The following is a 26,153-nucleotide window of genomic DNA, read 5'->3' on the forward strand; positions in this document are numbered from 1 at the left end:
AATGATGAGGGATCTTTCGGGATCCCTTATTATAATAGAAACTTCCTGAGATTATTTAGGATTAAAAAAAATAGATTTAAAATGAGATTTATTGGTAAGTTTTTGGTGTTAGGAGTCGTCCTGATGCTACTTTTTAGTTTTGTAAAGTTCAAACAAAAACCTTCATTTTCTGAAGATTATAAGTTAATCTGGGCTGACGAATTTAATACAAATGGTCGTCCGGATAAAAAGAATTGGAATTACGAAACAGGTTTTGTGAGAAATCAGGAAAATCAGTGGTATCAAAAAGAAAATGCCTATTGTAAAGATGGTTTTCTAATTATTGAAGCCAGAAACGAAAAAAGAGCCAATCCAGATTTTGTATCTAAAACCCATAAAGATTGGGCTAAAAGCAGAGATTCTATAAAAGTTACCTCCTCCTGTTTAATTACCCGTGGAAAACATTCCTGGCAATATGGCCGCTTTGAAATGCGTGCTAAAATTCCCGTTGGAAAAGGAATGTGGCCAGCCTTTTGGACTTTGGGTGTAAAAGGAAACTGGCCTGCCAATGGAGAAATTGATGTTATGGAATATTATACAGGGAAAATATTAGCCAATGCAGCGTGGAAATCAAATAAACCGCAGACCGCATGGGATAGTAAAACAGTTATGCTGAGTGAATTTAAAGATGATTCCTGGGCCGATAAATTTCACATCTGGAGAATGGATTGGGATGCAAAGTGGATTAAATTATATGTTGATGATCAACTGTTAAACGAAATTAATCTGGAAGAAACAATTCGGGATAAAAATCAAAAGATAATTCCGTTTCAACAGGCTCATTATTTGTTAGTGAATCTGGCTGTTGGAGGAATAAATGGAGGAGAATTTACTACAGCCGATCTTCCATCAAAATACACAATTGATTATATAAGGGTTTATCAAAAAAATAAATAAAATGAAATTAAGATTTTCGATAATTATAAGCTTTGTATATTCTTTTGTTTTCTCGCAAAACAATTATTTTGCTCCGGGAAAACAGTGGAAAGATACAGATGGAGTACATATTAATGCCCATGGAGGCGGTGTTGTTTTTGTTGATGGAACTTATTATTGGTATGGAGAATACAAGACTTCGGGCCGCAAAGGAAATACATCTTTAGAGGGCGTCAGTTGTTATACTTCAAAAGATTTATACAATTGGAAAAATGAAGGTATTGTATTAAAAGTGGAACAAGATCCTAATTCTGAAATAACAAAAGGTTGTGTAATAGAGCGTCCAAAAGTTGTTTTTAATAAAAAAACAGGTAAATATAATATGTGGTTTCATTTAGAACTTAAAGGACAAGGTTATAATGCTGCAAGAGCGGCTGTTGCCGTAAGTGATTCTCCAAAAGGCCCCTTTAAATTTAAAAAATCATACCGCCCTAATAAAGGAGCTTGGCCAATAGATTTTAAAGAGGATTTTAAAACAGCTTCAACGAATGAGGCTGGTTTGAAATCCTGGAGCCCTGAATGGCTTACAGCGGTAAAAAATGGAATGTTGGTTCGTAAGGATTTTGATAAGGGACAAATGTCCAGAGATATGACCGTATATGTTGATGATGATAGTAAAGCTTATCTTATTTGCTCCTCAGAAGAAAATTTGACACTTCATATTTCAGAACTTACAGACGACTATTTAGATTTTACCGGAAAATGGACAAGAGTTGCACCGGCAGGTCATAATGAAGCTCCTGCAATTTTTAAAAAAGATGAGGTTTATTATATGATAACTTCTGGTTGTACCGGTTGGGATCCTAATGCCGCACGTTCGTTTAAATCTAATTCAATTTGGGGACCATGGCAGACTTTAGGAAATCCATGTATTGGTAAAGATGCCGAACTTACATTTCATTCGCAAAGCACTTATATTCTTCCTGTCCAGGGGAAAAAAGATCAATTTATTTTTATGGCTGATAGATGGAAACCTGATAATCCTATTGATGGCAGTTATGTATGGTTGCCGATAACATTCACAGACGGGAAACCAATTTTAAAATGGCTTGATGAATGGAACCTCACTTTTTTTGAAAAATAACGTGTTAATATAGCAGGTGTTTATTTTACATTTATTAATTAAAATCTTTACATTAGAAGCATAATAAATTAAGTGTGAAAGATTTGCAACTTATTAATGTCAAAAAAGTACATCCAATGATTAAAAAGAGAAAATTTATAAAAACAGTAATCTTAATTCATTTATTAATTGTTTGTGTTTCAAAAACTATAGCACAAAATTTAGATAGTGAACGAAAACAACGGTTTAATTTGGATTGGAGATTTTCTTTAGGAGATTCCTCTGATTATAGTTTAGTAGATTTTAATGATAGTAGTTGGAGAAAATTGAATTTACCCCACGATTGGAGTATTGAAGGAAAATCAGAAAAAAATAATGTAAGTGGTGGAGACGGAGGTTTTTATCCAATGGGAACAGGCTGGTATCGAAAAACATTTTCAGCTCCTTCTGAATGGAAAGATCAAAAGATTGCTATTTATTTTGAAGGCGTTTATATGAATGCTGAGGTATTTGTCAACGGAAAATCAGTGGGTTTACAACCGTATGGCTATACTTCTTTTGAGTATGATCTAACGCCTTATTTAAAATTAGGACAAAAAAATGTAATCGCTGTTAAGGTTGATAATTCTCAACAAAAAAATTGCAGATGGTACAGCGGTTCAGGTATTTACAGAAATGTGTGGTTAACAGTAAAAAATCCGGTTCATATTAAAAATTGGGGCGTTGCCATTACTACTTTGGAGGTGAAAAATAACAAAGCTGCAATTCAGGTTAAAACTATAATTAAAAATGAAAGTACGGCTCCGCAAAATTTTTTGCTCTCAACTGTTATTGCTGATAAAAAAGGAAAAGATACGGGAAATTCGGCAAGTAAAATAGAATTGCAACCAAACGAAGAAAAAGAAGTAATTCAAACGATATCAATCGAGAACCCGAAATTATGGTCGGTTGAGCTACCAAATCAATATCAGGTTAATTCAATAATTAAGAAAGAATCAAAGAGCATTGATGCTTTAACCACTGATTTTGGAATTCGAACACTTGAATTTAGTACCAAAAATGGTTTTCTATTAAACGGAAAAAAAATCCTCTTAAACGGAGGGTGTGTACATCATGACAATGGAGCGTTGGGTGCGGCTGCTTATGATCGCGCCGAAGAACGAAAAATAGAATTACTCAAAGCTGCCGGATTTAATGCCGTCAGAACTTCGCATAATCCTCCCTCTGAAGCCTTTCTGAATACCTGCGATCGATTAGGTATGCTCGTAATTGATGAGGCTTTTGATGGATGGCGAGAAAAGAAAAATACATACGATTATTCCATAATTTTTGATAAATGGTGGAAACATGATATTGAATCCATGGTACTGAGAGACCGTAATCATCCTTCTATAATCATATGGAGCATTGGTAATGAAATTATTGAACGAGCCAAACCTGAGGCGGTTGAAACAGCAAAAATGCTGGCAAGTGCTATTCGTAGTATAGATGCTACTCGCCCGGTAACGTCGGCAATGACGACCTGGGATAAAGAATGGGAAATTTTCGATCCCTTAATGGCTGCCCACGATGTTGCAGGATATAATTATCAGCTGCATCATGCAGAATCAGACCATCAAAGAGTGCCATCCCGAATTATTCTGCAAACCGAATCATTTCCAAAAGATGCTTTTTCCAACTGGGATTTGGTTCAAAAACACAATTATATTTTAGGTGATTTTGTTTGGACTGCAATAGATTATTTAGGTGAATCGGGTATTGGTCGCTATATATATCCGGATGAGCCCGCGGGTGAACATTGGGAAGGAAATTTATATCCATGGCATGGTGCTTATTGTGGTGATGTCGATTTATTGGGCTGGAGAAAACCAATTTCGCATTACAGGAGTATGCTGTATAATGATAATGAGAATATATATATGGCTGTTCGGGAACCAAATCCTGAAAGCGGAGCCATTAAATTGACATTGTGGTCTGTTTGGCCAACATGGGAAAGCTGGACCTGGCCTGGTCATGAAGGCAAAAATATTGAAGTTGAAGTATATTCGAAATATCCAAAAGTAAGATTGTATTTGAATGGTAAAAATATTGGTGAGAAGGAAACTACCAAAGCGCAGGAATTTAAAGCCACTTTTGTAGTTCCGTATGCAAGCGGTGAACTAAAAGCCGTTGGTTTGGAAAATGGAAAAGAACTTGAATCGGTTTTATTAAAAACGGCCAGTCAGCCAGCGAAAATTAAATTAACAACAGATCGCAAAACCATAAAAGCTGATAATCAGGATTTGGCATATGTAACTATTGAAATTACAGATGAAAAAGGTGTTTTGAATCCAAATGCCGCGAATGAACTTACGTTTAAGATTTCTGGTGCAGGAACAATAGTAGGAGTTGATAATGCAAATTTAAAAGATACTGATTTATACGTTGCCAATACCCGAAAAGCATGGCATGGACGTGCAATGGTAATTATTAAAAGCAATGGAGAATCGGGAACTATTAATCTTGAAGTGACTGCACCAGGATTAAACAAAAGCGTAATTAAAATACAATCTACAGGAAAAAAATAAAAGGCAGATACAAAGAATTACAAAATTATTTTAAGAATGAATCAATTAAAAATGTTATTGTTTTTAGCTTGTATTTTCAGTATGTCTTTGTTTTCACAACAAAAAGAAAATAACGCTAATGCTTTGTCTGAATCGCTTTTAGGTACTGATATCCAAATTAGTAATCTTAAAGTAGAAAATGCAGTAACTCCAATTGGTCTTGATGTTGCTCAGCCTGTCTTTAGCTGGCAAATGGAAACAGTTAACAAAAACAGTAGTCATTATCAAAATGAGTATCAAATTATTGCAACAAATAATCTGGGGAATGAGGTTTGGAATACGGGAAAAGTTAAAAGCGGAGCATCTATTAATATTAAATATAAAGGCACAGAATTAAAACCTGCGACTTTGTATAACTGGACAGTAAACGTTTGGGATCAAAAAGGAAAAAAGTACTCCTCGAAGTCATGGTTTGAAATGGGTTTGTTGAATCACAAAATGGTAACGAATAAAGATTCAGATAAAGAAACAACCGCATGGTCAGGAGCAAAATGGATTGGTGGTAATGCCAATGATATGGTTTTGCATGCCCAATATCTTCCTGTTTTTATTATCAACAGTACGATTCAGTTGGATAAAAAGCTAAAATCGACAAAGGCATCTTTAATTTATGGTGCTAACGATCAGCGTTTAATGAACCGAAATAAAAATCAATATAAACTGGAAAACAAAAATAGCGAGGGCTATATTCAGGTTGAATTGGATATCGCACTCTTAAATTCAGATGGACTGGCTAAATTGAATATTTATCGGGTAGGTTATCATCCAGATGATAAAAAAGAAACCCCTTTTAAAAGTTTTTCAATTCCGAATTCGATTATTAATAAAGAAAACCAGTATAATGCACATACTGTAAGTGTTCAAAGCTGTTTGGGACTAACTAAGATTTATATTGATGGGAATTTAAAAGAAAATCTGGTGGCCGATATCAATTTAAATCCATTAGGATCCGGAGGTGATTTTATAGCTTTTCCTGTCGTTGGTGATATTGGATTTTCAGTTCCTAAGGGAGAAAAAGCGCAGTTTTCGAAAATTGAAATTAAAAACTACCGAAGTCCATCGAATGTAATTTTTTCTGATGATAGTAATTCTTCAGGTATATTTTCGTCATTTAAAGAAGTTAGTAGTAAAAATAAGCGCTATACCGTAATTGGCGGAAACAAAGGGGCTTTTATTCTGGCAGATCCAAGTCAGAATTCCATGCCGATGCTGCGTACCGTTTTTGGAATCGATTCCCCTAAAATAAGTAAAGCACGATTGTATGTCACGGCGCGTGGTATTTATGAGGTTTATTTAAATGGTAAAAAAATAGGAGACGATTATTTTAATCCCGGACTAACACAATACAATAAAACGCATTTGTACCAAACGTATGATGTAACGGCAAATATTCAGGAAGGGAACAATGTATTGGGGGCAATTCTTGGTGAAGGTTGGTGGAGTGGCGGAAGCACCTATGCTGGTGAAAACTGGAATTTTTTTGGTGATCGTCAATCCATATTGGCAAAATTGGTAATAACTTATGCCGATGGAAGCGAAAAAAACATCATAAGTGATCCTGAAACATGGACGTATTTTAATGATGGACCCGTAAAATACAGTAGTTTTTTTCAGGGTGAAGTTTATGACTCAGGAAAAGAAAAAGCAATTGAAGGCTGGAATACAGCTGTATACGATGCATCCAATTGGCATCAGGCGGTAGCCATAGGAACAAATGGATTTGTAAGTTCAGAAGGAACAGCCAATTTACCCAACTTTAATAATTTTACCGATGCTCAGTTAATAGGGCAGTTTGGTACAACGGTTAAACCAATAAAGGAATTAACGGCCCAATCGGTTACAGAAGTTCGCCCGGGTGTATTTGTTTACGATATGGGACAAAACATGGTAGGCGTGCCAAAAATTATGCTGACCAATCTGGAAAAAGGAAAAACAATCACATTGCGTTATGCCGAAGTTTTGTATCCCAATTTACCTGAATACAAGGGAAATGAAGATTTACTGATGCTTGAAAATGTTAGGGCGGCTATGTCGCAAGATATTTACATAACCAAAGGAGGCAACGAAACCATAGCACCAAGATTTACATTTCATGGATATCGATATGTAGAAATAACAGGAATAGAAAAACCTTTACCGCTAATCGATGTTAAAGGAACGGTATTAAGTTCCATTCATCAATTGTCTTCTCATTATCAAACCTCAAATCCTTTGGTAAATAAATTATGGGAAAATATAACATGGTCTACGTATGGAAATTTCCTGTCAATACCTACCGATTGTCCTCAGCGTAACGAACGTTTAGGATGGAGTGGAGATATTTCGGTTTTTTCCCGAACTGCAGTTCATTTATCAGATGTTAAACAATTTCTGAAAAGACACATGCTGGCAATGCGCGATATTCAGAGAGAAGATGGACGTTTTCCGGATGTAGCTCCTATGGGTGTAGGATTTGGAGAAACTTTATGGGGAAGTGCAGGAATTACTGTGGTCTGGGAAAACTATTTACAATATGGAGATCGTAGTTTATTAGAAGAGCATTATAATGCGATGAAAAGTTACGCCAATTACCTAATAGCCGATATCGATAAGCAAACGGGTGTTTTAAAAGAAAAAGAAAGAAATACCTGGGGTTCATTAGGAGATTGGTTGAGTTTAGAAGATTCTAAAAATGAAAAAACACTATTTTGGGAAGCCTATTTTATTTATGATTTGGAAATTATGTCTAAGGTGGCAGCGTTATTAGATAAAAAGAAAGATCAAGACTATTTTTCGGAATATTATAAGCAACGAAAAGACTTTTTTAATAAAACCTACATTGATAAAACAACAGGGAAAACTTCATTTAGAGGTAAAATTATAGATACACAAACTTCTTATGTGTTGCCTTTTGCTTTTAACGTTTTGGATAAAGAGAATTCAGATCTGGCCATAAAGCAGTTTGTAAATGCTATACAAAGAGAAAACAAAACAGATCAGGGTACTGTGTGTCCGCCCTATTCATTAATGACAGGATTTATTGGAACTGCATGGGTAAATAAAGCGCTTTCGGATAATGGATATTCAAATATTGCCTATCAATTATTGCAGCAAACTTCTTATCCATCATGGTTGTACCCGGTTAGTCAGGGAGCAACGACTATTTGGGAACGATTAAATTCATATACTCATAAAGACGGGTTTGGAGGAAATAATCGGATGAATTCTTTTAATCATTATGCTTTTGGTGCTGTTGGCGCATGGATGTATAATTATTCATTAGGAATTCTAAGAGATGATAATTTTCCGGGATTTAAACATTTTATTTTGCAGCCCGAACCTGATACTACCGGACAAATGACCTTTGCAAATGGATATTACGATTCGATGTACGGACGTATTGAAAGCAGTTGGGAAAGAAAAAATGGCAACTATTATTTTCATTTTGTTGTTCCGGCAAATACAACTGCAATGCTTTACCTGCCAGCTTTAAAAGAAAGTGATGTGACGATAAATGGTAAAAAGAGCGGAATCAAATTTTTGAATATAGAAAATAATAAGGCTGTTTTTAAAATAGAATCCGGAGAATATAGGTTCGAAACAGTTGTCAGGAATTAAATTAGAATGGAAAAGTACAGTATAATAAATATAAAATAGGTTGGTTGAATTAGATTGAAATTAGATTTTCTACAATTTTGTTTGTAAAAACCAGCATTGCAAAATTCTAAAAAAAATGAATCAAATAAAAATGTTACTGTTTTTAGCTTGTATTTTCAGTGTTTCTTTGTTTTCACAACAAAAAGAAAATACGTCTGATGTTTTTCAGATAAAGAATCCAGATTATAAAATCAGTCCTTATACAGGAATGACAAAACAGCATTGGAAAGATGCTGCTCTTTATTTGTTAGAAGGTGCTTTTAGTTATATTCATACATTGGATGATCCGATGAAGTTTCCTAAACAAGAAGGGAAAAGTTATCCTGTAAATGAAAACCAGATTCCAACAGAAAAACTGGAAGGGCTCTGCCGAACTTTATTCATCGCCTCGCCATTATTAAAAGAGAATCCGGAATTAGTCATCAATAATATCAAAGTAGCAGATTATTACAGATATCAAATAGGGAAATTAACAGATCCAACCAGTCCGTCCTATATTGAACCTCGCGCTAAAAATGGAGGGCCAAGCCAAAAATTAGTTGAATTTGGAGCGTTAGCACTTTCAATGCTTACCAATCCGGATGTTTTATGGAAACCTTTGCCACAAACTCAGAAAGACGAATTGGCTAAAATAATGCTGAGCTATGGCGATGGCCCGACTGTAGATTCTAACTGGAAATTTTTCAACATTTTTGTGTTGAGTTTTTTTAAGGAACAGGGCTATAGCATCAATGAAAAATTACTTGTTGAATATTTAGAAAAATCACTCAAACATTACAGAGGTAACGGATGGTACAATGACAGTCCTGCTTTTGATTATTACAGTATGTGGGCATTTCAGATGTACGGTACAATTTGGTCAGAGTTTTTTGGAAAAAAATATTATCCTGAACTTGCTGCTAAGTTTACAGCAAATTTTAGTGATTTAAAAGACAACTACCCATACTTGTTTAGCAAAGATGGTGAAATGATTATGTGGGGAAGAAGCATAAGTTACAGAACCGGCGCTGTTGTTCCTTTTCCATTGATGGGATTTCAAAACGATCCAAATACCAATTATGGCTGGATGCGAAGAATTTCATCAGGAGTAATTAAACAGTTTTTAACGCATCCTGATTTTCTGAAAGATAATGTGCCAACACTTGGTTTTTATGGTGCGTTTGAACCAGCAGTTCAAATTTACAGCTGCAGGGGAAGTGTGTATTGGATGGGCAAAATATTTTTAGGTTTATTGGTTCCGGATGACAATGCATTTTGGAATGCCAAAGAAAATAATGGTGATTGGGATACGAAATTTAAAAAAGATACCGTTTACAATAAGTATCAGGGAGATTCACAAATTTTAATTACAGATTATCCTAACATTGGAGCTTCGGAAGTGAGGGCCTGGTGTCATGAAAAAGTAAGCAGCGACTGGCAAAAGTTTAGATCAACAGAAAACTATAACAGGTTGTCTTATAATAGCGCTTTTCCGTGGCAGGCCGATGGCGAAAATGGAGAAGTTGCCATGAATTATGTTGTTAAAAATAAAAATAATCTCTGGGAAGCCTTTAGATTATACACTTTTAAAAAATTTGAAAATGGTATCTATTACAGAAATGTAGTTTTAGAAACCGATGAAAAGATTCAATTTAATTTAGCAGATATTCCGTTGCCCAATGGAATTTTAAGAGTTGATAAGAATAATAGTAACAAGCCAATTTCAATTCGCTTAGGGCATTATGCTTTACCAAAATTAAACAAAGAAATTATCACGACTAAAAGAAACGTTGAAGGATATGAGGTAACCATTATTGATAATGGAAAATATCAATTGGCCATGATTCCACTTTTAGGATGGGGAAAATCTGAAGTTGTAAAAGCAAAAGGGTTACATCCCGAAAGTAATGAAAGTACTGTTATTAATGTTACAAGCGATTCCAAATCAGAAAAATCAAATATTTATGCCACTTTAATGCTTTGGAAAAAATCCGGCGAAAAATGGACGAAAAATGAATTAGTTCCTATAAAAATTCTTGATAAAACGGAGCGTGTTATTACAATTCAATTTAATAATGGAACAAAGAAAGTACTTGATTTTAATTAAAAAATATAGCGAGGTTGCAAACTTTGTAATCGTTTAGTTTCCAATAAGATTATATTTCTTGCGAAACTCAAACGTGAATTTACCACAAAATTTGCAATCTTGCCAAACGTTTGTTATTTGCAGCTTACCGCTTTTCTTTTCGTTATTTTGATTTCAGTTCTTTTGTTATCTGTCTTAAAAATTTGTCTTTGTCTTTTTTAGCTTCTTTTATTGTTGCTTTTATGTCAGCAGGAAGAGCTAAATATTTTTCCGACCAAATGTAAACTTCCATAATTATAGGCAATATATCTATTCCTTTTGTTGTCAGTTTGTATAAATTTTTTGCCTTGCTGTCAGGGTGTGCTGATTTTTCTATTATACCATTTTCTTCAAGTCCTTTTAGTCTTGAGGCTAAAATATTGGTGGCAATGCCTTCTTCTGATTTTAAAAAGTCATTGTACGTGCTTTTTTTATAAAATATTAAATCCCTGATAATAAGCAGAGACCATTTATCGCCAAACACATCCAATGAGCAACTCAATGGACAGTCTGACCTTTTTTTACTTGTTTCCATAAAATAAACTAAAAATATTTTGAAATTTAACTTGCATTTTGAAAGTTGTTTGTATATTTGTACTTGCAATTTGCAAGCAAAATTACAACTTAAATTTTAAAACAAATAAAAATGAGTAAGAATATTTTAATAACAGGCGCTTCTTCCGGTTTTGGTTTAATCATCGCAAACGAGCTACACAGAAAGGGTTACAATGTAATTGGTACAAGTCGAAATCCCGAAAGAATACAATCGACGGTATCATTCAAAATGATAGCATTAGACCTTGATTCAGACCAATCAATAAACACTTTGCCAGAAAGAATTTTCAATGAGATAGGTCAGTTGGATATTCTTATCAATAATGCTGGCTTTTTAGTATCAGGTATTGCAGAAGAAACACCTATTGAATTAGGCAGACAACAATTAGAGACTAACTTTTGGGGAACCATCAAGGTAACTAATGCAGTATTGCCTTATTTTAGAAAACAAAAATTTGGTAAAATAATAACTGTGGGTTCAATTATTGGACTCGTGTCCTTCCCTAACGCCGCCTACTATGCCGCTTCCAAACACGCATTGGAAGGGTACTTCAAATCATTGCGTTATGAATTAAATGAGTTTAACATTAGTGTTGCTATGATTGAACCAGCTGCTTTTAAAACAAGTATTTTAGATAATTCATCATCAACCTTAAATAAAATTGAAGATTACAATACGTTAAGAGGTAAGATTGAAAAATTTACAAGCAATTTGGTAGAACAAGCTGAAGATCCTGAAATGGTTGCAGAAAAAGTGCTTACAGTAGTTCAAACAGATAAGCCTAAATTTAGAAATATTGTGGGTAAAGGCACTTCTGTCTTGATAAACCTGCAGCATTTTGCTTATGGAATTTTAGAAAAAAATGTACTTAAGCAATTAAACAAAACTTAAAATAATTAAACATGAAAAGAGAGGTTATCAATTTTTAATTACTGTCAAGCCAATTTTTCAAAGAGATACCACGTTCGCGGCTCACTAATATAATTTCATTAACAGTGGGAGTCAGTTCAAGTTTAAGTTTATAATCGAAAGATTGGGATAGTTTATGAATTGCTTTTAGGCAAACTATATAATTTCTGGTCACTTTAAAAAAATCACTGGGATTTAATTCCTGCATTAATTCATCGAGTGTCTGTTTGATAACATATTTTTGGTTGGAATGAGTGGTGAGATATACTATTTTATTTTCAGAACTAAAATAGGCAATATCAGTAATAGGTATTGTAATAAACAAATCTTTATAGGTGATTAAAAATCGTGATCTGTAAATGTTGTTTTGTAAACGCATATTTTTTAATACCTCAATAATACTGGTATCAGGTTGAGGAGTTATAAAATTTTTGATTCTTTTTATACTGGATTCCAATTTTTTTTGCTCGATAGGTTTTAGAAGATAATCGATACCGTTTACTTCAAATGCCTGCAATGCGTATTCATCATAAGCCGTTGTAAAAATAACATAAGACTTAATATCCACCTGGTTAAAGATTTCAAAACTTAGACCATCGGTGAGTCGTATATCCATAAATATAATATCAGGGCTGTTTTCTTTTTCTAGCCATGAAATACTTTCCCGTACGGTTTGTAAAACTCCGGCGATTACAATTTCTTCCTGTGATTGTAAAAGCATTTTTTGTAATCTTGCAGCATTTGCAGCTTCATCTTCAATGATCAAAACAGTTATCATAAAATAGTTTTAATTGTTTAATAATGGAACTCTAACTTCAAAAGTAGTTTCCAAATCATGTATAACAGGAATTGTGTCGCCTAAAAGCTTGTAACTATGGTAAATATGTGCAAGACCAATTCCTTCACCGGGTTCTTTTGTGAATTTGGCCGATTTGTTATTGTCAACAATTATCCAGTCATTCTGATAATTTATATTAATAATAAGAGGTGCAGTTGTAGAGAAGGAATTATGCTTTATAGCATTTTCAATCAAAAGCTGTAGGGTCAGGGGGGCTATAAATTTATTTAGATTATGAGTTTCACCAGTAATATTAATAACAATAGACGGCCCATATCTTATTTGGTATAAAAATAAATACTCTTTGATAAAATCGAGTTCTGTTTTTAAAACAATCATATTTTTGTTTCTATTGGACAAAACATAACGATAAACTGCAGAAAGATTGGTGACGTACTGTACGGCAGTTTCCTGATTTTCTTCGATTAGAGAAGTAAGTGTGCTCAGATTATTAAAAAGAAAGTGCGGATCTAATTGAAGCTTCAGGGCATTGAGTTCAGATTGTAATGCCTGTTTTTTATTTTCACTAGCTTCTAGTTCACTCTCGTTCCATTTTATAAGAAGTTCTTCGGCAGTAAAACCTGTAGTTATTAATATCGAGAATATGAAACCAATAATTAATGCCCGCCGAACAACCAGGTCATTATACCCATATTTTTGCGGAAAATCGATGTTGAAAAATAAAATAACAAGAACACTTACAATTAGAATATGCAATAGTAACTTAAAAATGAATCGCAGGCTGCCAGTTTTTTTCAAGGCAGATGTAGCGTTAATAATTTTAGATAACCATAATCCTGTTTCAAATAATGCAATTGTAAAGATCAGACAGAACAATCCTTCAATTACAAAATCAGTATTATTATAAAATTTCCAACCCTTAATGTTGCTCTCATCAGAATTCAAAAGGATAAGAATAAGATTGAGAAAAACAGCAAAAACAGGATATCCATACAAGCGTAAATATTTATAGTGCCTTGTGTACATCATAAAACTAGTAATAAAAATAATGCCCTAATGCAATAATCTATTCGTTAAATCTAAAATAATTCTTCGCAGTGTATTCCAATTTTGTGAAGTTCCGTTATTAAAAAACCAGAATAACTTTTTTGGCTCTCCACTCTTAGAATTTTATCACAGTCTTCTAAATCGAAATTCCATTTCGAGTTCAAAAGTATTCTATTAAGAACAGGTTTTACTTTTCTTAACTTAATTTTTGTATTAACGTTTGTTTTGTAGACTGAAACTATCATGCATGAAAACTATTTAGAAACTAAAAAGATATGATTTTAAACCGAGCTGAATACTCATACCGCTTAAATGGGTATCAGACTCTGAAGGTGCTGTTGGAAGTGTAGAAGCTTGTCCTTCCAGGGAAACAATAAAATACCGGTTAAATATATAATTTACACCCAGGCTTCCGGACAAATACAAGTAATTGCCGGTTTTCGTGGTGTAACTTATTGTGTTTTCATTTATTAGGGTGGTTTTAGGAGAATCTATAAAAGAAGTTCCTGATCCTAACATTATAAAGGGTTGCCAGCTTTTTATTTTGTATTGATACCCCAGATTATCCCAATTGTAGTGCTGTTTGCCTTAGAATCGATTATAGAATTAAAACCATTAGAATTCTGAATTGATTTGTAAGAGACAGTAGTTTGACCAAACTGTAGTTTTGCAAAATAATGTTCTTTGTAATTGAGTTGAAGAAAAGTTACCCCATTGGATCCAAGCTGATTCTTATCATCCGGAAAACCTTTGCTGGAACTTTTAAAAGGGGAGAACACTCCAAAAGAACCTCCAAAATCCATCGAGAAATTTTTTGATAAATCGGCTTCATTTTGTGCCATTAAAAGCGTTGTGAAAAATAACAAAATTATTGTATTTAACTTTTTCATTAAGATCAGTTTTTAGGATTAAGCCCGCAAGATAGATAGCGCTGGATGATAATCTTTTATCTATCTAACCCAATCCCGTAATTAAGTCACTGAACTTTAAAATATGTAAACTCAAATTTCTTTCAGATTCAATTTTATTTACAATTCGCCTACTATTTATCAACCTGTTTTTACTGGAAAGATTGATTCGAAACCTCTCAGGTTCTAAAAATTTTTTCGTTTAAAAGTTAAGAATAACGAGTAGTTTTGGCTAAAACGAAATAGAATTAAAAAAGGGTAATTCCACTAAAACCTCAATTTTGTCAAGCTGTTGTGAGTTCGCCCTTATTCGATCGTCATATTAGGGTCAATAAATAACCGATTAATGAACCGCCTAAAACCACAAAAGCACTATTTAATTTCTTGTATCCAAATGCAATGATTATACTTAAAACTGCAATCAAAATTGTTCGCCAATCTGCAATGATGTCTTTGCCCATATCAAAACAAACTGCTATAATTATTGCGACTGATGCTACATTTACAGCGTCCAAAAATGCCGAAAATAGTTTTGAGTTTCGCATTTTCTTTACAATTGGGTTTAGTAACGCCACAAATATAAATGAAGGTAAAAATATGGCGATTGTCGAAACAATTGCACCCGTCAAACCATTGATTTGATAGCCGATAAAAGTTACTGAAGAAAAAACGGGTCCTGGTGTGAATTGTCCAACCGCAATGGCATCAATTAATTGTTGTCTTGTTAAAAGTCCTGTTGAAACCAATTCTGTGTCCAGGAAAGCAAACAAAACATAACCACTTCCGTAAAGAATTGCACCGATTTTCAGAAAAATCCAAAATAGGTTGGCATTGGTAGCGGAAAGTATTGTTGTGTTTGTGATTTTCAATAAAGTTAATGGCAGAAAACGGTTACTATTATTTTGCTTATTGTTTCGTAAATAAGCCAAAAACAAAGCAAAAAATCCTGCTCCAAACATCAAATATATTTCATTGATGCTGAATAATGAACCAAGCAAAACAAGTAATCCGATGATTATTAGTGCTGTCGATTTTAAGGATTTTTTTGCCAATGGAAAAATAGCACTCAGTATGATGGCAATAATGGCAGGTTTTATTCCGTAAATAAAAGGTTGCACTTCTGGAATTTGCCCGTATTGTTTGTAGAGAAAAGCCAAAATTCCTGTAATGAAAACGGCTGGTAAAATGAAACAAAGACCTGCAAGAATTAAACCTTTCCAACCACCTTTTTCATATCCAATATGGATTGCCATTTCTGTGCTGTTGGGGCCAGGAATTAAGTTTGTTGCACCAATTAAGTCCAAAAAATGTTGCTCGGTCAGCCATTTCTTTTTTGTAACCACTTCGTCCTGCATCATTGCAATGTGTGCAGCAGGACCACCAAAACCAAGAATACCAAGTTTTAGAAAAAGTTTTGCAATATTTTTCAAATCCGCTTTATGCTCCATTTTTTGTCAAAGCTTTGTCCGCAGACCAAAAACCACCACCTCTAATCAACAAAAAAATACTTCCCAAAAGCATTGCCCAATCCGTTCTGCTTTCGTGCAACATTTCCCAAAAACCTTTTTTGGTTAAAATTTCCAATTTGGTTGTCGCAATGGCTACAAGCATAATAACGATAAGTGGAATACTTGCAAGTCTTGTCAAAAGTCCAAAGAGGATTAGCGTTCCGCAAACAATTTCAAAACAGCCAACAAAACTTCCCAAAAATTCAGGTGATGGCAAACCAATTTTTTCAAATCGTCCTGCTCCAAGTGTGTCGACAAATAAAAATTTCTGAATTCCTTCGGATAGAAATACAACTCCAACCATAAGTCTAATTAAGATTGTCGTTTTTGAATTATCTGTATTTAATATTCGATTTTTCATTTTTGTTATTCGGTTCAATGGCTGCACGCGGTCGGTAATAGGATGACGCCCATACAACTTTTTTAGGTTGGTTTAGTGCAATAATTAGATTTTTGTTGAAGCAATATAAGAATATTTCCTAAAACTCAATGTTTTCGCTATCTGTATTGATTCGTGAAAAATTTAAAAAAAAATGGTAAACCATACAATATACTCATAGTTGTCAGTTACAAAAATATACTTAGTTCTGTACTCTTTACTTCTATATATTTAGTAATTTTATCATCTACAAATTTGTTTTTTAATGAATCAACTACTTGGTTTCCTTATTCTGGGAACAACTCTATTGCTTGCCTTTTTAATCTTTGCAAATCTTAATCAGGCAAACAGCAAAGTTAATCGATGGTTTGGTTGTTTTTTTTTGTGTATATTCCTTATTCAGTTTAATGACTTATTGGAAAAAACCGGTCCTTTGAAAACCAGAATGCTAATAAATGATTTCATTGGTATAATCGATTTTATTATAGCCCCGGTTCTTTATTTTAGTGTTTCTTATTTTATTAAACCCGGCAGAAAATGGCGAGTAAAAGATAATCTTCATTTTGTTTTTGCCTTTGTAATGTTATTTTTACTTCTGATTTCCCTATTAATTGACGTAAAATCACCTACAGTTGCCGATAAAAAAAACGCATTAATAATCATTAATGCTTTCAATTTAGTTTTTTGTCTTCAAGTGATTATCTATTGTGTAATGTCGTATAGAAAAATTATTACCTATCAAAAAAAATTATTTTTGTATACTTCAAATATGGATGCAATCGATTTGAAATGGTTAAAGCAAGTGGTAGTTTGTATATTAATCATAACGGGTCTTTGGTTAATTGACAATGTTTTTAAACTAGCCAGAAATAATGTCTATTTTGACCAATTTGCTAGTCTGATTTATCTTGTCGGAATTTTTTACATTGCTTATTTTTCATTAAAACAGAAAGAGCTGTTTGATCTTGATAAACAAGAAAAAGAAGAAATTGACGCCATTAGAATTGAGAATTCAAGTTTGGAAGAAAATAAGAAAAAACTAATCTCAGATAATGAATTAGAAGTAATGAAATCTAATTTAATTCAATTAATGGACAATAAAAAACCTTTTTTAGATCCTGAATTGAGTTTATTTAAACTGGCTTCTCAGCTGAATATTTCGTCACATATTCTTTCATACATAATCAATAATAGCTGTGGTGAAAATTTTCATCAATTTATTAATAGGTATAGAATCGAAGAAGCAAAAAAAATGATTCAGAATCCCAACATGCGACACTTTAGCTTAATGGGAATCGGTTTTGAAGTTGGCTTCAATTCCAAGACGGTCTTTAATACCACTTTCAAGAAAAGCACCGGTCAAACTCCATCTGAGTTTAAAAACAATTCTAAATATTAAAGTAAAATTTTTATAATGCAATTTTGGATCGTAATAGCATCTTTTGAGGTATTTTAAAATAGGTTCTGATTCATAAATCAGAACTTTATAAGTATAAACAATAATGATATTTGCGTGGAATTTATCTTTAAAAAATCTAAAAATGTCATTAACAATCTTAAAAAAAACAGCTGTAAAAAGCAGTTATACTAAAGTCAGTATAATTAGATTATCAAGTCTTTTATTATTCACTATTTATGCAGTTTCTTTTGTATCCTGCTCAGACAATAATGAAATTGATAACCCGGAATATCAGGAAACAACTGTAGATCTCGAAACCCATAAACTGATGGCTTATACTGTTTCAAAAAAAACAAAATATTTAGTTGTTTTTGAATCAGGTCACGGAAATGATCATACATCCTGGTACAGCACAGGAAAATCCTCAGAAATTTTATCAATATCCAATTTTCTAAATTCTGATGTTTTATTATACGACCGAGCCGGTTATGGAAAATCGGGTTTCAATACTGAACCCCGCGACATAAATAAATTAAGAACTGAGCTTGAAAAAGTAATAGATCAATTCGCAAATAACAGAAAAGTAATACTTGTTGGACATTCGTTAGGAGGATTGATTATTAGGGATTATGCTATAAAAAATCCTTCAAAAGTTGGCGGCTTACTATTTGTCGATGCTACTCATGAAAAGTACAATCATTTTTCACAAGAACAAATAAATTCGTTTTATACTACTTATAAAACAACTTATGGTGCAAATTCGGGAATTGCATTAGAAACCCTGGAATTAATTGAGGATTTAAAATATATGTCCAGATTATCTAATCTGCCTGACGTTCCGGTTATTGCAATAACAAGTATGAAAACTGATGCCGAACACAATACTGCCGACAGGCAACTATGGTATGAATCTAAGGAATACCTAAAGTCTGGGGTAACTGATTTTACCCATATCTCAACAATAAAATCAGGACATTTTATCCAACTTGATGAGCCTGATCTTGTTTTAGAAAATATTAAATTATTACTATCAAAACTCCCATAAAAAACATTTGACCAATCAAGTATTCTGGGAGTTTTCTTAGTTTCCAGCTATTCTTCCTAATTGAAATTGTAATATTCTTAATTTTTTGAATCGCTTCATTATTATATCCGGCCTTGAAAGAAAGGTCTGAACCTCAATTAATGTGATAATAAAACAAAATTATAAACAACAGTAATTTCAACTTCAAACTGATTTCAAAACCCAATAATTTAATACCCTTAAAAAAAATAATTTTTACTCTTTCTAAAATTCATCCATCCCAAACCAATTAACGCTAAATTAAAAATCAATAATGGTAAAAATGCTTTTGAAAAGCTAATTTCAGAAGGATCATTATAAGTTTCAATTTTAAATTTAAACCAGTTTTCTTTGCTCACATCAGCATTGTCAAATATTTTAGGATAAAAATACAATCGATAATTGACAGCTTCAACAATATTGTTTTGTTGTTTTTGCTGAAATTGCTGTCCAATTAAAAAAAACAGACTCAGTTTTTTAAGTTGAGTCTGTTTTAATAATGTCGTATAAATTAATTGCTTAATTGCTTGTTACAGAGTAGCTGTTACAGGTAAAATTTACACCGGATCCATTTGTACCATAACAGGATGAAATTTCAAACCCATATTGAATATCTCCAACAGTAATATTTCCAAACCATCCTTTATTTTTTATCCAGTTATAAATTGCTTTTGCATCAATGGTTCCACTATTGGTTTTTGTTGTACGCAAAAAGGAGTACACATTATTAGAACCATTGTTTCCTCTAAATACGTTCCAGGTGTGACCACCAATACTTTGGTTTGTATATACCGGAACAGCAGCACCAGTTGATGAATAATTATAAGAGATTGGTTTTACATTCCCCGAACCATCTGAATTTCCTGTATAATTCAACCACAACATTATTTCATTCGCTTTATTGCTATCCCAAAGATCATAGGCAGATACCCACGCACCTCCGCCAGGTGTAGTAGCGTTAAAACTAGTACTAAGCGTATTGATTGTACTCAATACTTTACCTACATATTTGCTTGAATTTGGGTATGATTTGATCCCTGCTGTATTAGGATGGTTTGCCCAAATTCCCCAATTACTATAGTTATTTGCCCATATAGATTGGCTTCCGGCGCCAGAACCCCATATGTTGTTGTAAACGGTATAACCACCATTTGACCAGCTGGCATATTGAGCTGACGATGACCATGCAGCTTTAACTTCTGAATCTTTGCTTGTCTCAGTTGTTTCACAACTCATAAATACAAGACTTAATACTACAAATAAAATTGATTTTTTCATGAAATTTCAGTTTAAGGTTAAATTAAAATAGTTATACTAATATATTGATAATTACATATTTAGCATAATTTTTATTAAAAAACCTATATATTTTTAAAGTATAATCATAAAAAATAATTATAACCTATTAAAATGTAAAATTTATTTTTAGTTATGGTTAAAATGACTATAAATAAAATGAAAAACTGAGAATATTATAATTTATAAAAAATAAAATGGACTTATTCTTAAATACAGTAAGAATAGTTCTACGAATTTGACTATTTGTGGAGAGAAAAATTGTTTTTCACTTAGTTGTTGTAGTTAGATAACGATTAGGTGAAGAAAAATAGTTTTACTTTCCCAGATTGGCTACCCATATATTTCCATATTTTCCAGCACCCATCTCAACATAATCGATGCTCATAATAGCTTTACAATGGTCTTCGCTATTTTTCCATCCTATTACAACTTCTGCAGGAGTATTATAATTACGGGCAATTACTTCGCCAACGTACGTGCCGGTATAGCCAAGAGCAAAAGCTCTTTGTATGGGACTTGTACCTTCCGGAGATATGTGCGAAAAAAAATCTCGTACATTCATATCATGGGCATAATTGACCGCAGTTTGTGTTAATATCGAATTGCTCACCAATGGGGGGACAGGAGGCATGTCATCAGCACCACATTTACAACCGGTCGTTCTAAGTTTGTTTATTTCGATTAAAACAGAGTCTGTAACATTTGTATCAATAACAACAGGAGTATCATTATCGTTATCACACGAGATAAATAATAAGGTGGTCAGAGTGATGTAAATAAAATGTTTTAAAGTCATAGCAATCGATTATTAATTTATAAATGTAAAGATATTCGTTTTTTTATTTTTAAGACTTCTTCATATACAGGTGCAATAATTTAGGTACACTCTCAAATTATTAAGGAGCTTAAAATCAATTTATGGTTCGAATTCCTTATCGCTCACCAAGAAACTCCCTAACAAATTAAAGATTTTTTAATGTCTCTTTTTTAATTTTCTCAGAACATTTACAATGCATCACCCTTAAGGATAAAGGATACAATTTTAACAGTAAAATTCCAAGTTTTTTATAAATGTATAACCTACACCTCTTCAAATATGTCATTTGTCGAAATAATGATTTGTTTACAGAAGGTATTCTTAAGTTTAACATGATATTAACTTAAAAAACAACCAATATGATTAAGGACGTACTAAAATTACTGTCTGTGATATGCTTATTCGGATTTACAGGTCTGCAAGCACAAACAACAGTAAAAGGAACGATAACAGATGCCGCGAGCGGAATTCCGGTTCCTGGAGCAAATGTTATTGTTAAAGGAACAAATACAAGTGCATCATCAGATTTTGATGGGAAGTATAGTATAGCAGTTCCAAATAAATCAGCAGTTTTGATTTTTACTTATGTGGGCTCCGCACCACAAGAAGTAGCAGTAGGAACACAAACTACAATTGATGTAGCTTTGGGTGCAGCTACACAACAGTTAGGAGAAGTAGTAGTAACAGCTCTTGGTATTAAAAGAGAGAAAAAGGCGATTACGTATTCTGCTCAAAACGTTGCCGTAGACGAACTTTCAGAGGCGAGATCATTAAACGTTGCCAACTCACTTTCAGGTAAAGTTGCCGGTCTTAACTTCTCTACAACATCAAATGGTGTTGGTAGTTCATCGAGAATTACATTAAGGGGTAACAGATCTCTTAACGGAAACAATCAGCCTCTGTATGTAGTAGATGGTGTACCAATTAGTAACGGTACAACAACAACAAATCCTGATATTGATACAGGAGGAACTACACAGCCAGATGGTATTTCAAACATTAACCCGGAAGATATTGCTTCGATGACAGTTCTTAAAGGACCTTCTGCTGCGGCTCTTTACGGTTCCAGAGCGAGTAACGGGGTTATCGTAATTACAACAAAATCTGGTAAAGCAGGAAAAACATCGGTTTCGTTATCAACTAATTTTATGGCCTCATCTGCTTATAATTTGATGAATTTACAAAATGAATACGGTCAGGGAACAAATGGTGTTTACAACCCAACTTCCAGTTCAAGCTGGGGAGGGAAATTAGACGGAAGCCAGGTTTCAAACTGGCAGTTAGTTCGTAATCCAAATTATGCAGGACCGGCTACACAAAGTTATTCTCCACAACCAAATAACGTTATTGATTTTTATAAAACAGGTTATAATTTAGCGAATACCTTAACTGTTACGGCAGGAAATGAAAAAGCGCAAGGTTATTTCTCTTATACAAATACACGTGCTGAAGGTATTGTGGGCGGGAATCAATTAGACAGACATAATCTTAATTTAAGATTGACAAGTAAACTATCTGATAAATTATCATTAGATGTAAAAACAAATTATATCATTCAGGATATCGATAATTTATTGAGAACCGGAGAAGAATCTATTGGTACATCAGCTTATTTACTGCCTCGTAGTATTGCGTATAATGATTACAGAAATTATGAATACACCGATGCTGCAGGACAAAAACAAATGAATTATTTTATCGATGAAACTGGAGCGCCAGGAGGAAACCCATTCTGGTCTGCGTTAAGAGATGATTCACGTACAGATAAAAGAAACAGATTTATTGGTTTAGCTTCTCTTAAATATGAATTTACAAAAACACTAAGTTTACAAGGTAGAGCTGGTTTAGACCAAATGACAAACAAAAATGTTAGAAACCGATATGCTACAGTTGCATTTAACAATAACTTAGGTTCATACAGCGAATCGTATGAAACGGTAAGCGAATTGAATATTGATGCTTTACTTTCTTACAATGAAAAATTTGGAGATTTTTCTGTTGGACTTAATGGAGGTGCAAGTTCACTACAGCAAAACAGTTCAGCTTTAAATTCAGGAGGAGTTTTAAGTAAGAGAAACTTTTTTGCCTTGTCTAACGTGCAGACCATTCAATCTACATCTACATCTTCAGAAAAAAGAATTAATTCAGTTTATGCCTTTGGCCAACTTGGTTTTAAAAACTATTTATTCTTAGATTTAACTGCCAGAAATGACTGGTCTTCTACTTTGCCTACTGATTATTTTTATCCTTCTGTAGGTCTTTCAGCTGTCATTTCTGACATGGTTAAATTACCTGAAGTAATTAGTTTTGCAAAATTAAGAGCTTCTTACGCACAGGTTGGAAACGATACAGATCCTTACCAAACACAACAAAGATTCTCCTATATTGGTGGAAATGGCGGTATGTTATACGGACAAACAACGGCTGCAAATCCTAACTTAAAACCAGAAATATCTTCTTCAACAGAGTTTGGTGCAGATGTTAGATTCTTTAATAATCGTTTAGGTTTAGATTTCACCTACTTTAATACATTAACAGATAACCAAATTTTCTATATCAATACTCCTGAGTCTTCTTCATATTCAAGAGCTATCGTAAATGGCGGGGATATTGAAAATAAAGGTATTGAGCTTACACTTACTGCAACTCCTATTCAAACAGAAAATTTTAGCTGGGATATTACAGCAAACTATGCTTCTTATAAATCAAAAGTAAAATCTATTTTTGAAGGAAGAGATGAATTAGTTCTTGGCGAAGGACGTTTAGTTAGAAGTAAAGTTGTTGTAGGCGGTGAATACGGTGATTTATACATTAAAGGTTTCCAAAGAAATGATGATGGTAAAATTATTGTAAACAGTGCAGGTCTTCCATTAGCAACAAACGGTTTTGATGTTCGTGCGGGTAACTTTAATCCAGACTGGACTGGAGGTTTAAAAAACAACTTTAAATACAAAGATTTCAATTTCAGTTTCTTAGTTGATTTTAGAATTGGCGGAGAAGTTATTTCATATACTCAGGCCAGACAAGCAGGTTTAGGGGTTAGTGATATTACTTTGCCAGGAAGAGAAGGAGGTATCATTGTTGATGGTGTTGTTGCAGGAGCAGGCGGAACTTATACTCCAAATACAACAAGTATTACATCTGAACAATACTGGACAGCAATCGGACAAAGAACACCTGTGGCAGAACCTTTTATTTATGATGCAACAAACATCAGATTAAGAGAGCTTGTTTTTGGATATTCATTACCAAAACGTGTATTAGGCAACACAGGTTTTACAAGTATTGACTTTTCATTGGTAGGAAGAAATTTATTCTTCTTTGTAAATAAAGCTAAATATTTTGATCCGGAAGCGGGCGCTGGTACAGGAAACTTACAAGGTATAGAATCTTTCAACATTCCTTCAACGAGAGATTATGGAGTTAATGTTAAATTCGGATTTTAATTAAAAAAAGAGACATCATGAAATATAGTTTTAAAATAAAAACATTAGGAGCTGCATTAATGACAGCTGTTATTTTGTCAGGTTGTAATAGCGATTTTGATGAAATAAACACAGATCCTAATTCGCTTACTGAAGATCAGTTAGATGCTACGCTGGCAGGACCATCATTTGCATCTGCAATTTATGCAGGTATTCACAACGGATCTTACTCATCACCAAGTGGTATAGATGATCAGGGAACCTGGGGTATTGCAACGGGTATTTTATCGTCAACTTTTATTCACTATTTAAATTGTGGATATGGTACGGAGAGAAATGCGTTTGTAAATGGATACGAAGGCCGTGGATGGACAAGATTTTATACCGTTGCTGTGCCCGCTTTAAACAATGCTGTTAAAGCATCTGAAGGAAACGCCGAAGCTTTGGCAATTCTTAAAATTTGGAAAGTTTTCATGTACAATCAAATGGTAGATGCTTACGGGCCAATTCCATATACTGAAGCAGGAAACGGTAAAGAAAAAGTACCTTATGATAGTGTAGAATCTATTTACGAAGACTTTTTTAAATTACTAGACGAAGCAAATACTACTTTAAGTAGTTCTCCTTTAACAACAGTGGCTTCTTTTCAGCCAAATGATCGTTTATATGCTGGTAATGTTGCTAACTGGAGAGTATTTGGAAACAGTTTAAGATTACGTTTGGCATTAAGAATTTCTGATATTCAGCCAGATAAAGCAAAAACACAAGCTGAAGCTGCTGTAGCTGCAGGTGTTATGCAAACTAACGAGCAGGGGGCCTTCTTTAAAGCAAGTAATATTACTCCAAACAATTTAAACATGATTGTAAACAGCTGGGGTTATACGATGACAGCTTCTATGGAAAGTATACTTGTTGGATATAATGATCCAAGGTTAGCAAAATGGTTTGCTAAAATTGATACGGGTGTTTATCGTGGTCAGCCTGTTGGAGGTTTAGAAGATCAGTTTGGAACTACTAAATTTTCTGCTTTTAACAATGATATTATGGGGAATGGTGCTGCAGGAAACCTTAGTGAAAGTAAAAATATTGAAGTATTCATGGCTTCTGAAAACTATTTCAGCAGAGCAGAAGGTGCTTTGAACGGATGGAACATGGGTGGAAGTGCTCAAAGTTTGTATGAAGAAGGTATCAGAATGTCTTTAAGACAATGGGGAATTACAGATACGGCAACAATCAATGCTTATGTGGCCGGAAATACATTACCAACATTACCAAACATCTTAACAGTTTATCCAACTTTAGACTTACAAGATATACCTGTAAAATTGCCTGTTGCATGGTCAGCTGCAGCTGCAAATCAACGTACACAAATTGCGGTTCAAAAGTATTTGGCAATTTTCCCTGAATCCTGGGAGTCCTGGGCAGATTTACGCCGAAGTGATGCAAAAGTAATCTATCCTGTTCTTAATACAGATAATAATGATGCCGGAGTTGGTAAAAGCCTAATGAAAAGAATTATTTATACAACAAATGAATATTCTTCTAATAAAGATGCTGTTACAGACGCAATCACAAAACTTAAAGGTCCCGATACCGGAGGAACTAAACTTTGGTGGGATACTAAATAATTAATTTGGTTGAGTAAAGACAAACACATTCT

The 26,153-nt window shown here is 33.6% G+C and carries 19 protein-coding genes; 10 read left to right on the forward strand and 9 right to left on the reverse strand.

What is annotated here, in order from left to right; all coding sequences use genetic code 11:
* The first annotated feature begins 81 nt into the window (after positions 1-81).
* From ASC72_RS14685 to ASC72_RS14705, 5 genes are all read left to right on the forward strand, one after another.
* Positions 82-936, forward strand: a complete 855-nt coding sequence (locus tag ASC72_RS14685) for a family 16 glycosylhydrolase (RefSeq protein WP_082564313.1) — start codon at positions 82-84, stop codon at positions 934-936.
* A 1-nt stretch (position 937) separates the two neighbouring features.
* Positions 938-2,059 carry a glycoside hydrolase family 43 protein gene (locus tag ASC72_RS14690; RefSeq protein ID WP_056192073.1) on the forward strand — a complete coding sequence of 374 codons (1,122 nt, stop codon included), beginning with the start codon at positions 938-940 and terminating at the stop codon, positions 2,057-2,059.
* 116 nt (positions 2,060-2,175) lie between these two features.
* Positions 2,176-4,605 carry a glycoside hydrolase family 2 TIM barrel-domain containing protein gene (locus ASC72_RS14695; protein WP_056192077.1) on the forward strand — a complete coding sequence of 810 codons (2,430 nt, stop codon included), beginning with the start codon at positions 2,176-2,178 and terminating at the stop codon, positions 4,603-4,605.
* A 36-nt stretch (positions 4,606-4,641) separates the two neighbouring features.
* Positions 4,642-8,241 (forward strand): family 78 glycoside hydrolase catalytic domain, encoded by a 3,600-nt coding sequence (locus ASC72_RS14700; protein ID WP_082564314.1) that lies wholly within the window; start codon positions 4,642-4,644, stop codon positions 8,239-8,241.
* A gap of 115 nt (positions 8,242-8,356) precedes the next feature.
* Positions 8,357-10,366: a DUF2264 domain-containing protein gene (locus ASC72_RS14705; protein ID WP_056192083.1), complete on the forward strand. Its 2,010-nt coding sequence runs from the start codon at positions 8,357-8,359 to the stop codon at positions 10,364-10,366.
* A gap of 142 nt (positions 10,367-10,508) precedes the next feature.
* On the opposite strand, the gene ASC72_RS14710 is transcribed toward ASC72_RS14705, so the two are convergent.
* Complete coding sequence (locus ASC72_RS14710) at positions 10,509-10,919, reverse strand: helix-turn-helix domain-containing protein (protein WP_056192086.1); 411 nt, start codon at positions 10,917-10,919, stop codon at positions 10,509-10,511.
* 111 nt (positions 10,920-11,030) lie between these two features.
* On the opposite strand from ASC72_RS14710, the gene ASC72_RS14715 reads away from it, so the two are divergent.
* Positions 11,031-11,831, forward strand: coding sequence for an SDR family oxidoreductase (locus ASC72_RS14715; RefSeq protein ID WP_056192089.1), 801 nt, complete (start codon positions 11,031-11,033; stop codon positions 11,829-11,831).
* Between the two features lie 34 nt (positions 11,832-11,865).
* Here ASC72_RS14715 and ASC72_RS14720 read toward each other — a convergent pair whose 3' ends face one another.
* The 6 genes from ASC72_RS14720 to ASC72_RS14750 all read right to left on the reverse strand — a co-directional run bounded on the left by ASC72_RS14720 (position 11,866) and on the right by ASC72_RS14750 (position 16,472).
* The gene (locus ASC72_RS14720) at positions 11,866-12,627 is read right to left on the reverse strand and encodes a LytTR family DNA-binding domain-containing protein (protein WP_056192092.1); all 762 of its coding nucleotides are present in this window, start codon (positions 12,625-12,627) and stop codon (positions 11,866-11,868) included.
* 9 nt (positions 12,628-12,636) lie between these two features.
* On the reverse strand, positions 12,637-13,677 hold the full coding sequence (locus ASC72_RS14725; RefSeq protein ID WP_082564315.1) for a sensor histidine kinase: 1,041 nt from the start codon (positions 13,675-13,677) through the stop codon (positions 12,637-12,639).
* 276 nt (positions 13,678-13,953) lie between these two features.
* Positions 13,954-14,214, reverse strand: coding sequence for a hypothetical protein (locus ASC72_RS14735; RefSeq protein ID WP_056192101.1), 261 nt, complete (start codon positions 14,212-14,214; stop codon positions 13,954-13,956).
* A 20-nt stretch (positions 14,215-14,234) separates the two neighbouring features.
* Complete coding sequence (locus ASC72_RS14740) at positions 14,235-14,585, reverse strand: hypothetical protein (RefSeq protein ID WP_056192104.1); 351 nt, start codon at positions 14,583-14,585, stop codon at positions 14,235-14,237.
* Positions 14,586-14,920: 335 nt separating this feature from the next.
* Entirely contained in the window at positions 14,921-16,051 is a 1,131-nt protein-coding gene (gene chrA, locus ASC72_RS14745) for a chromate efflux transporter (protein WP_056192107.1), read from the reverse strand.
* The gene (locus ASC72_RS14750) at positions 16,041-16,472 is read right to left on the reverse strand and encodes a DoxX family protein (RefSeq protein WP_056192109.1); all 432 of its coding nucleotides are present in this window, start codon (positions 16,470-16,472) and stop codon (positions 16,041-16,043) included. Before ASC72_RS14750 ends, chrA begins: the two co-directional genes overlap by 11 nt.
* Before the next feature lie 283 nt (positions 16,473-16,755).
* Here ASC72_RS14750 and ASC72_RS14755 point away from each other — a divergent pair, with 283 nt between their 5' ends.
* A complete protein-coding gene (locus ASC72_RS14755; RefSeq protein WP_056192113.1) occupies positions 16,756-17,889 on the forward strand; it encodes an AraC family transcriptional regulator in 1,134 nt (377 codons plus the stop codon).
* 142 nt (positions 17,890-18,031) lie between these two features.
* The gene (locus ASC72_RS14760; protein WP_082564316.1) at positions 18,032-18,934 is read left to right on the forward strand and encodes an alpha/beta fold hydrolase; all 903 of its coding nucleotides are present in this window, start codon (positions 18,032-18,034) and stop codon (positions 18,932-18,934) included.
* 537 nt (positions 18,935-19,471) lie between these two features.
* Here ASC72_RS14760 and ASC72_RS14770 read toward each other — a convergent pair.
* On the reverse strand, positions 19,472-20,230 hold the full coding sequence (locus ASC72_RS14770) for a glycosyl hydrolase (protein WP_056192121.1): 759 nt from the start codon (positions 20,228-20,230) through the stop codon (positions 19,472-19,474).
* Positions 20,231-20,564: 334 nt separating this feature from the next.
* Positions 20,565-21,047, reverse strand: a complete 483-nt coding sequence (locus ASC72_RS14775) for a CAP domain-containing protein (protein WP_056192124.1) — start codon at positions 21,045-21,047, stop codon at positions 20,565-20,567.
* Between the two features lie 380 nt (positions 21,048-21,427).
* On the opposite strand from ASC72_RS14775, the gene ASC72_RS14780 reads away from it, so the two are divergent.
* Together ASC72_RS14780 and ASC72_RS14785 are read left to right on the forward strand one after the other, a co-directional pair.
* Positions 21,428-24,514 carry a SusC/RagA family TonB-linked outer membrane protein gene (locus ASC72_RS14780; protein WP_056192127.1) on the forward strand — a complete coding sequence of 1,029 codons (3,087 nt, stop codon included), beginning with the start codon at positions 21,428-21,430 and terminating at the stop codon, positions 24,512-24,514.
* Positions 24,515-24,531: 17 nt separating this feature from the next.
* On the forward strand, positions 24,532-26,121 hold the full coding sequence (locus ASC72_RS14785) for a SusD/RagB family nutrient-binding outer membrane lipoprotein (protein WP_056192130.1): 1,590 nt from the start codon (positions 24,532-24,534) through the stop codon (positions 26,119-26,121).
* Positions 26,122-26,153: the final 32 nt, after the last annotated feature.

Origin of the sequence: Flavobacterium sp. Root420 (assembly GCF_001427905.1) — a bacterium.
Classification (GTDB): Bacteria; Bacteroidota; Bacteroidia; order Flavobacteriales; family Flavobacteriaceae; genus Flavobacterium.

Excerpts from the sequence above, each read along its gene's own strand:
- ASC72_RS14705 (WP_056192083.1), top strand. The coding sequence starts at position 8,357 with ATGAATCAAATAAAAATGTTACTGTTTTTAGCTTGTATTTTCAGTGTT.
- ASC72_RS14755 (WP_056192113.1), top strand. The coding sequence starts at position 16,756 with ATGAATCAACTACTTGGTTTCCTTATTCTGGGAACAACTCTATTGCTT.
- ASC72_RS14760 (WP_082564316.1), top strand. The coding sequence starts at position 18,032 with ATGTCATTAACAATCTTAAAAAAAACAGCTGTAAAAAGCAGTTATACT.
- ASC72_RS14750 (WP_056192109.1), bottom strand. The coding sequence starts at position 16,472 with ATGAAAAATCGAATATTAAATACAGATAATTCAAAAACGACAATCTTA.
- ASC72_RS14785 (WP_056192130.1), top strand. The coding sequence starts at position 24,532 with ATGAAATATAGTTTTAAAATAAAAACATTAGGAGCTGCATTAATGACA.
- ASC72_RS14685 (WP_082564313.1), top strand. The coding sequence starts at position 82 with ATGAGATTTATTGGTAAGTTTTTGGTGTTAGGAGTCGTCCTGATGCTA.
- ASC72_RS14700 (WP_082564314.1), top strand. The coding sequence starts at position 4,642 with ATGAATCAATTAAAAATGTTATTGTTTTTAGCTTGTATTTTCAGTATG.
- ASC72_RS14770 (WP_056192121.1), bottom strand. The coding sequence starts at position 20,230 with ATGAAAAAATCAATTTTATTTGTAGTATTAAGTCTTGTATTTATGAGT.
- ASC72_RS14720 (WP_056192092.1), bottom strand. The coding sequence starts at position 12,627 with ATGATAACTGTTTTGATCATTGAAGATGAAGCTGCAAATGCTGCAAGA.
- ASC72_RS14725 (WP_082564315.1), bottom strand. The coding sequence starts at position 13,677 with ATGATGTACACAAGGCACTATAAATATTTACGCTTGTATGGATATCCT.
- chrA (WP_056192107.1), bottom strand. The coding sequence starts at position 16,051 with ATGGAGCATAAAGCGGATTTGAAAAATATTGCAAAACTTTTTCTAAAA.
- ASC72_RS14710 (WP_056192086.1), bottom strand. The coding sequence starts at position 10,919 with ATGGAAACAAGTAAAAAAAGGTCAGACTGTCCATTGAGTTGCTCATTG.
- ASC72_RS14740 (WP_056192104.1), bottom strand. The coding sequence starts at position 14,585 with ATGAAAAAGTTAAATACAATAATTTTGTTATTTTTCACAACGCTTTTA.
- ASC72_RS14775 (WP_056192124.1), bottom strand. The coding sequence starts at position 21,047 with ATGACTTTAAAACATTTTATTTACATCACTCTGACCACCTTATTATTT.
- ASC72_RS14695 (WP_056192077.1), top strand. The coding sequence starts at position 2,176 with ATGATTAAAAAGAGAAAATTTATAAAAACAGTAATCTTAATTCATTTA.
- ASC72_RS14780 (WP_056192127.1), top strand. The coding sequence starts at position 21,428 with ATGATTAAGGACGTACTAAAATTACTGTCTGTGATATGCTTATTCGGA.
- ASC72_RS14715 (WP_056192089.1), top strand. The coding sequence starts at position 11,031 with ATGAGTAAGAATATTTTAATAACAGGCGCTTCTTCCGGTTTTGGTTTA.
- ASC72_RS14690 (WP_056192073.1), top strand. The coding sequence starts at position 938 with ATGAAATTAAGATTTTCGATAATTATAAGCTTTGTATATTCTTTTGTT.
- ASC72_RS14735 (WP_056192101.1), bottom strand. The coding sequence starts at position 14,214 with ATGTTAGGATCAGGAACTTCTTTTATAGATTCTCCTAAAACCACCCTA.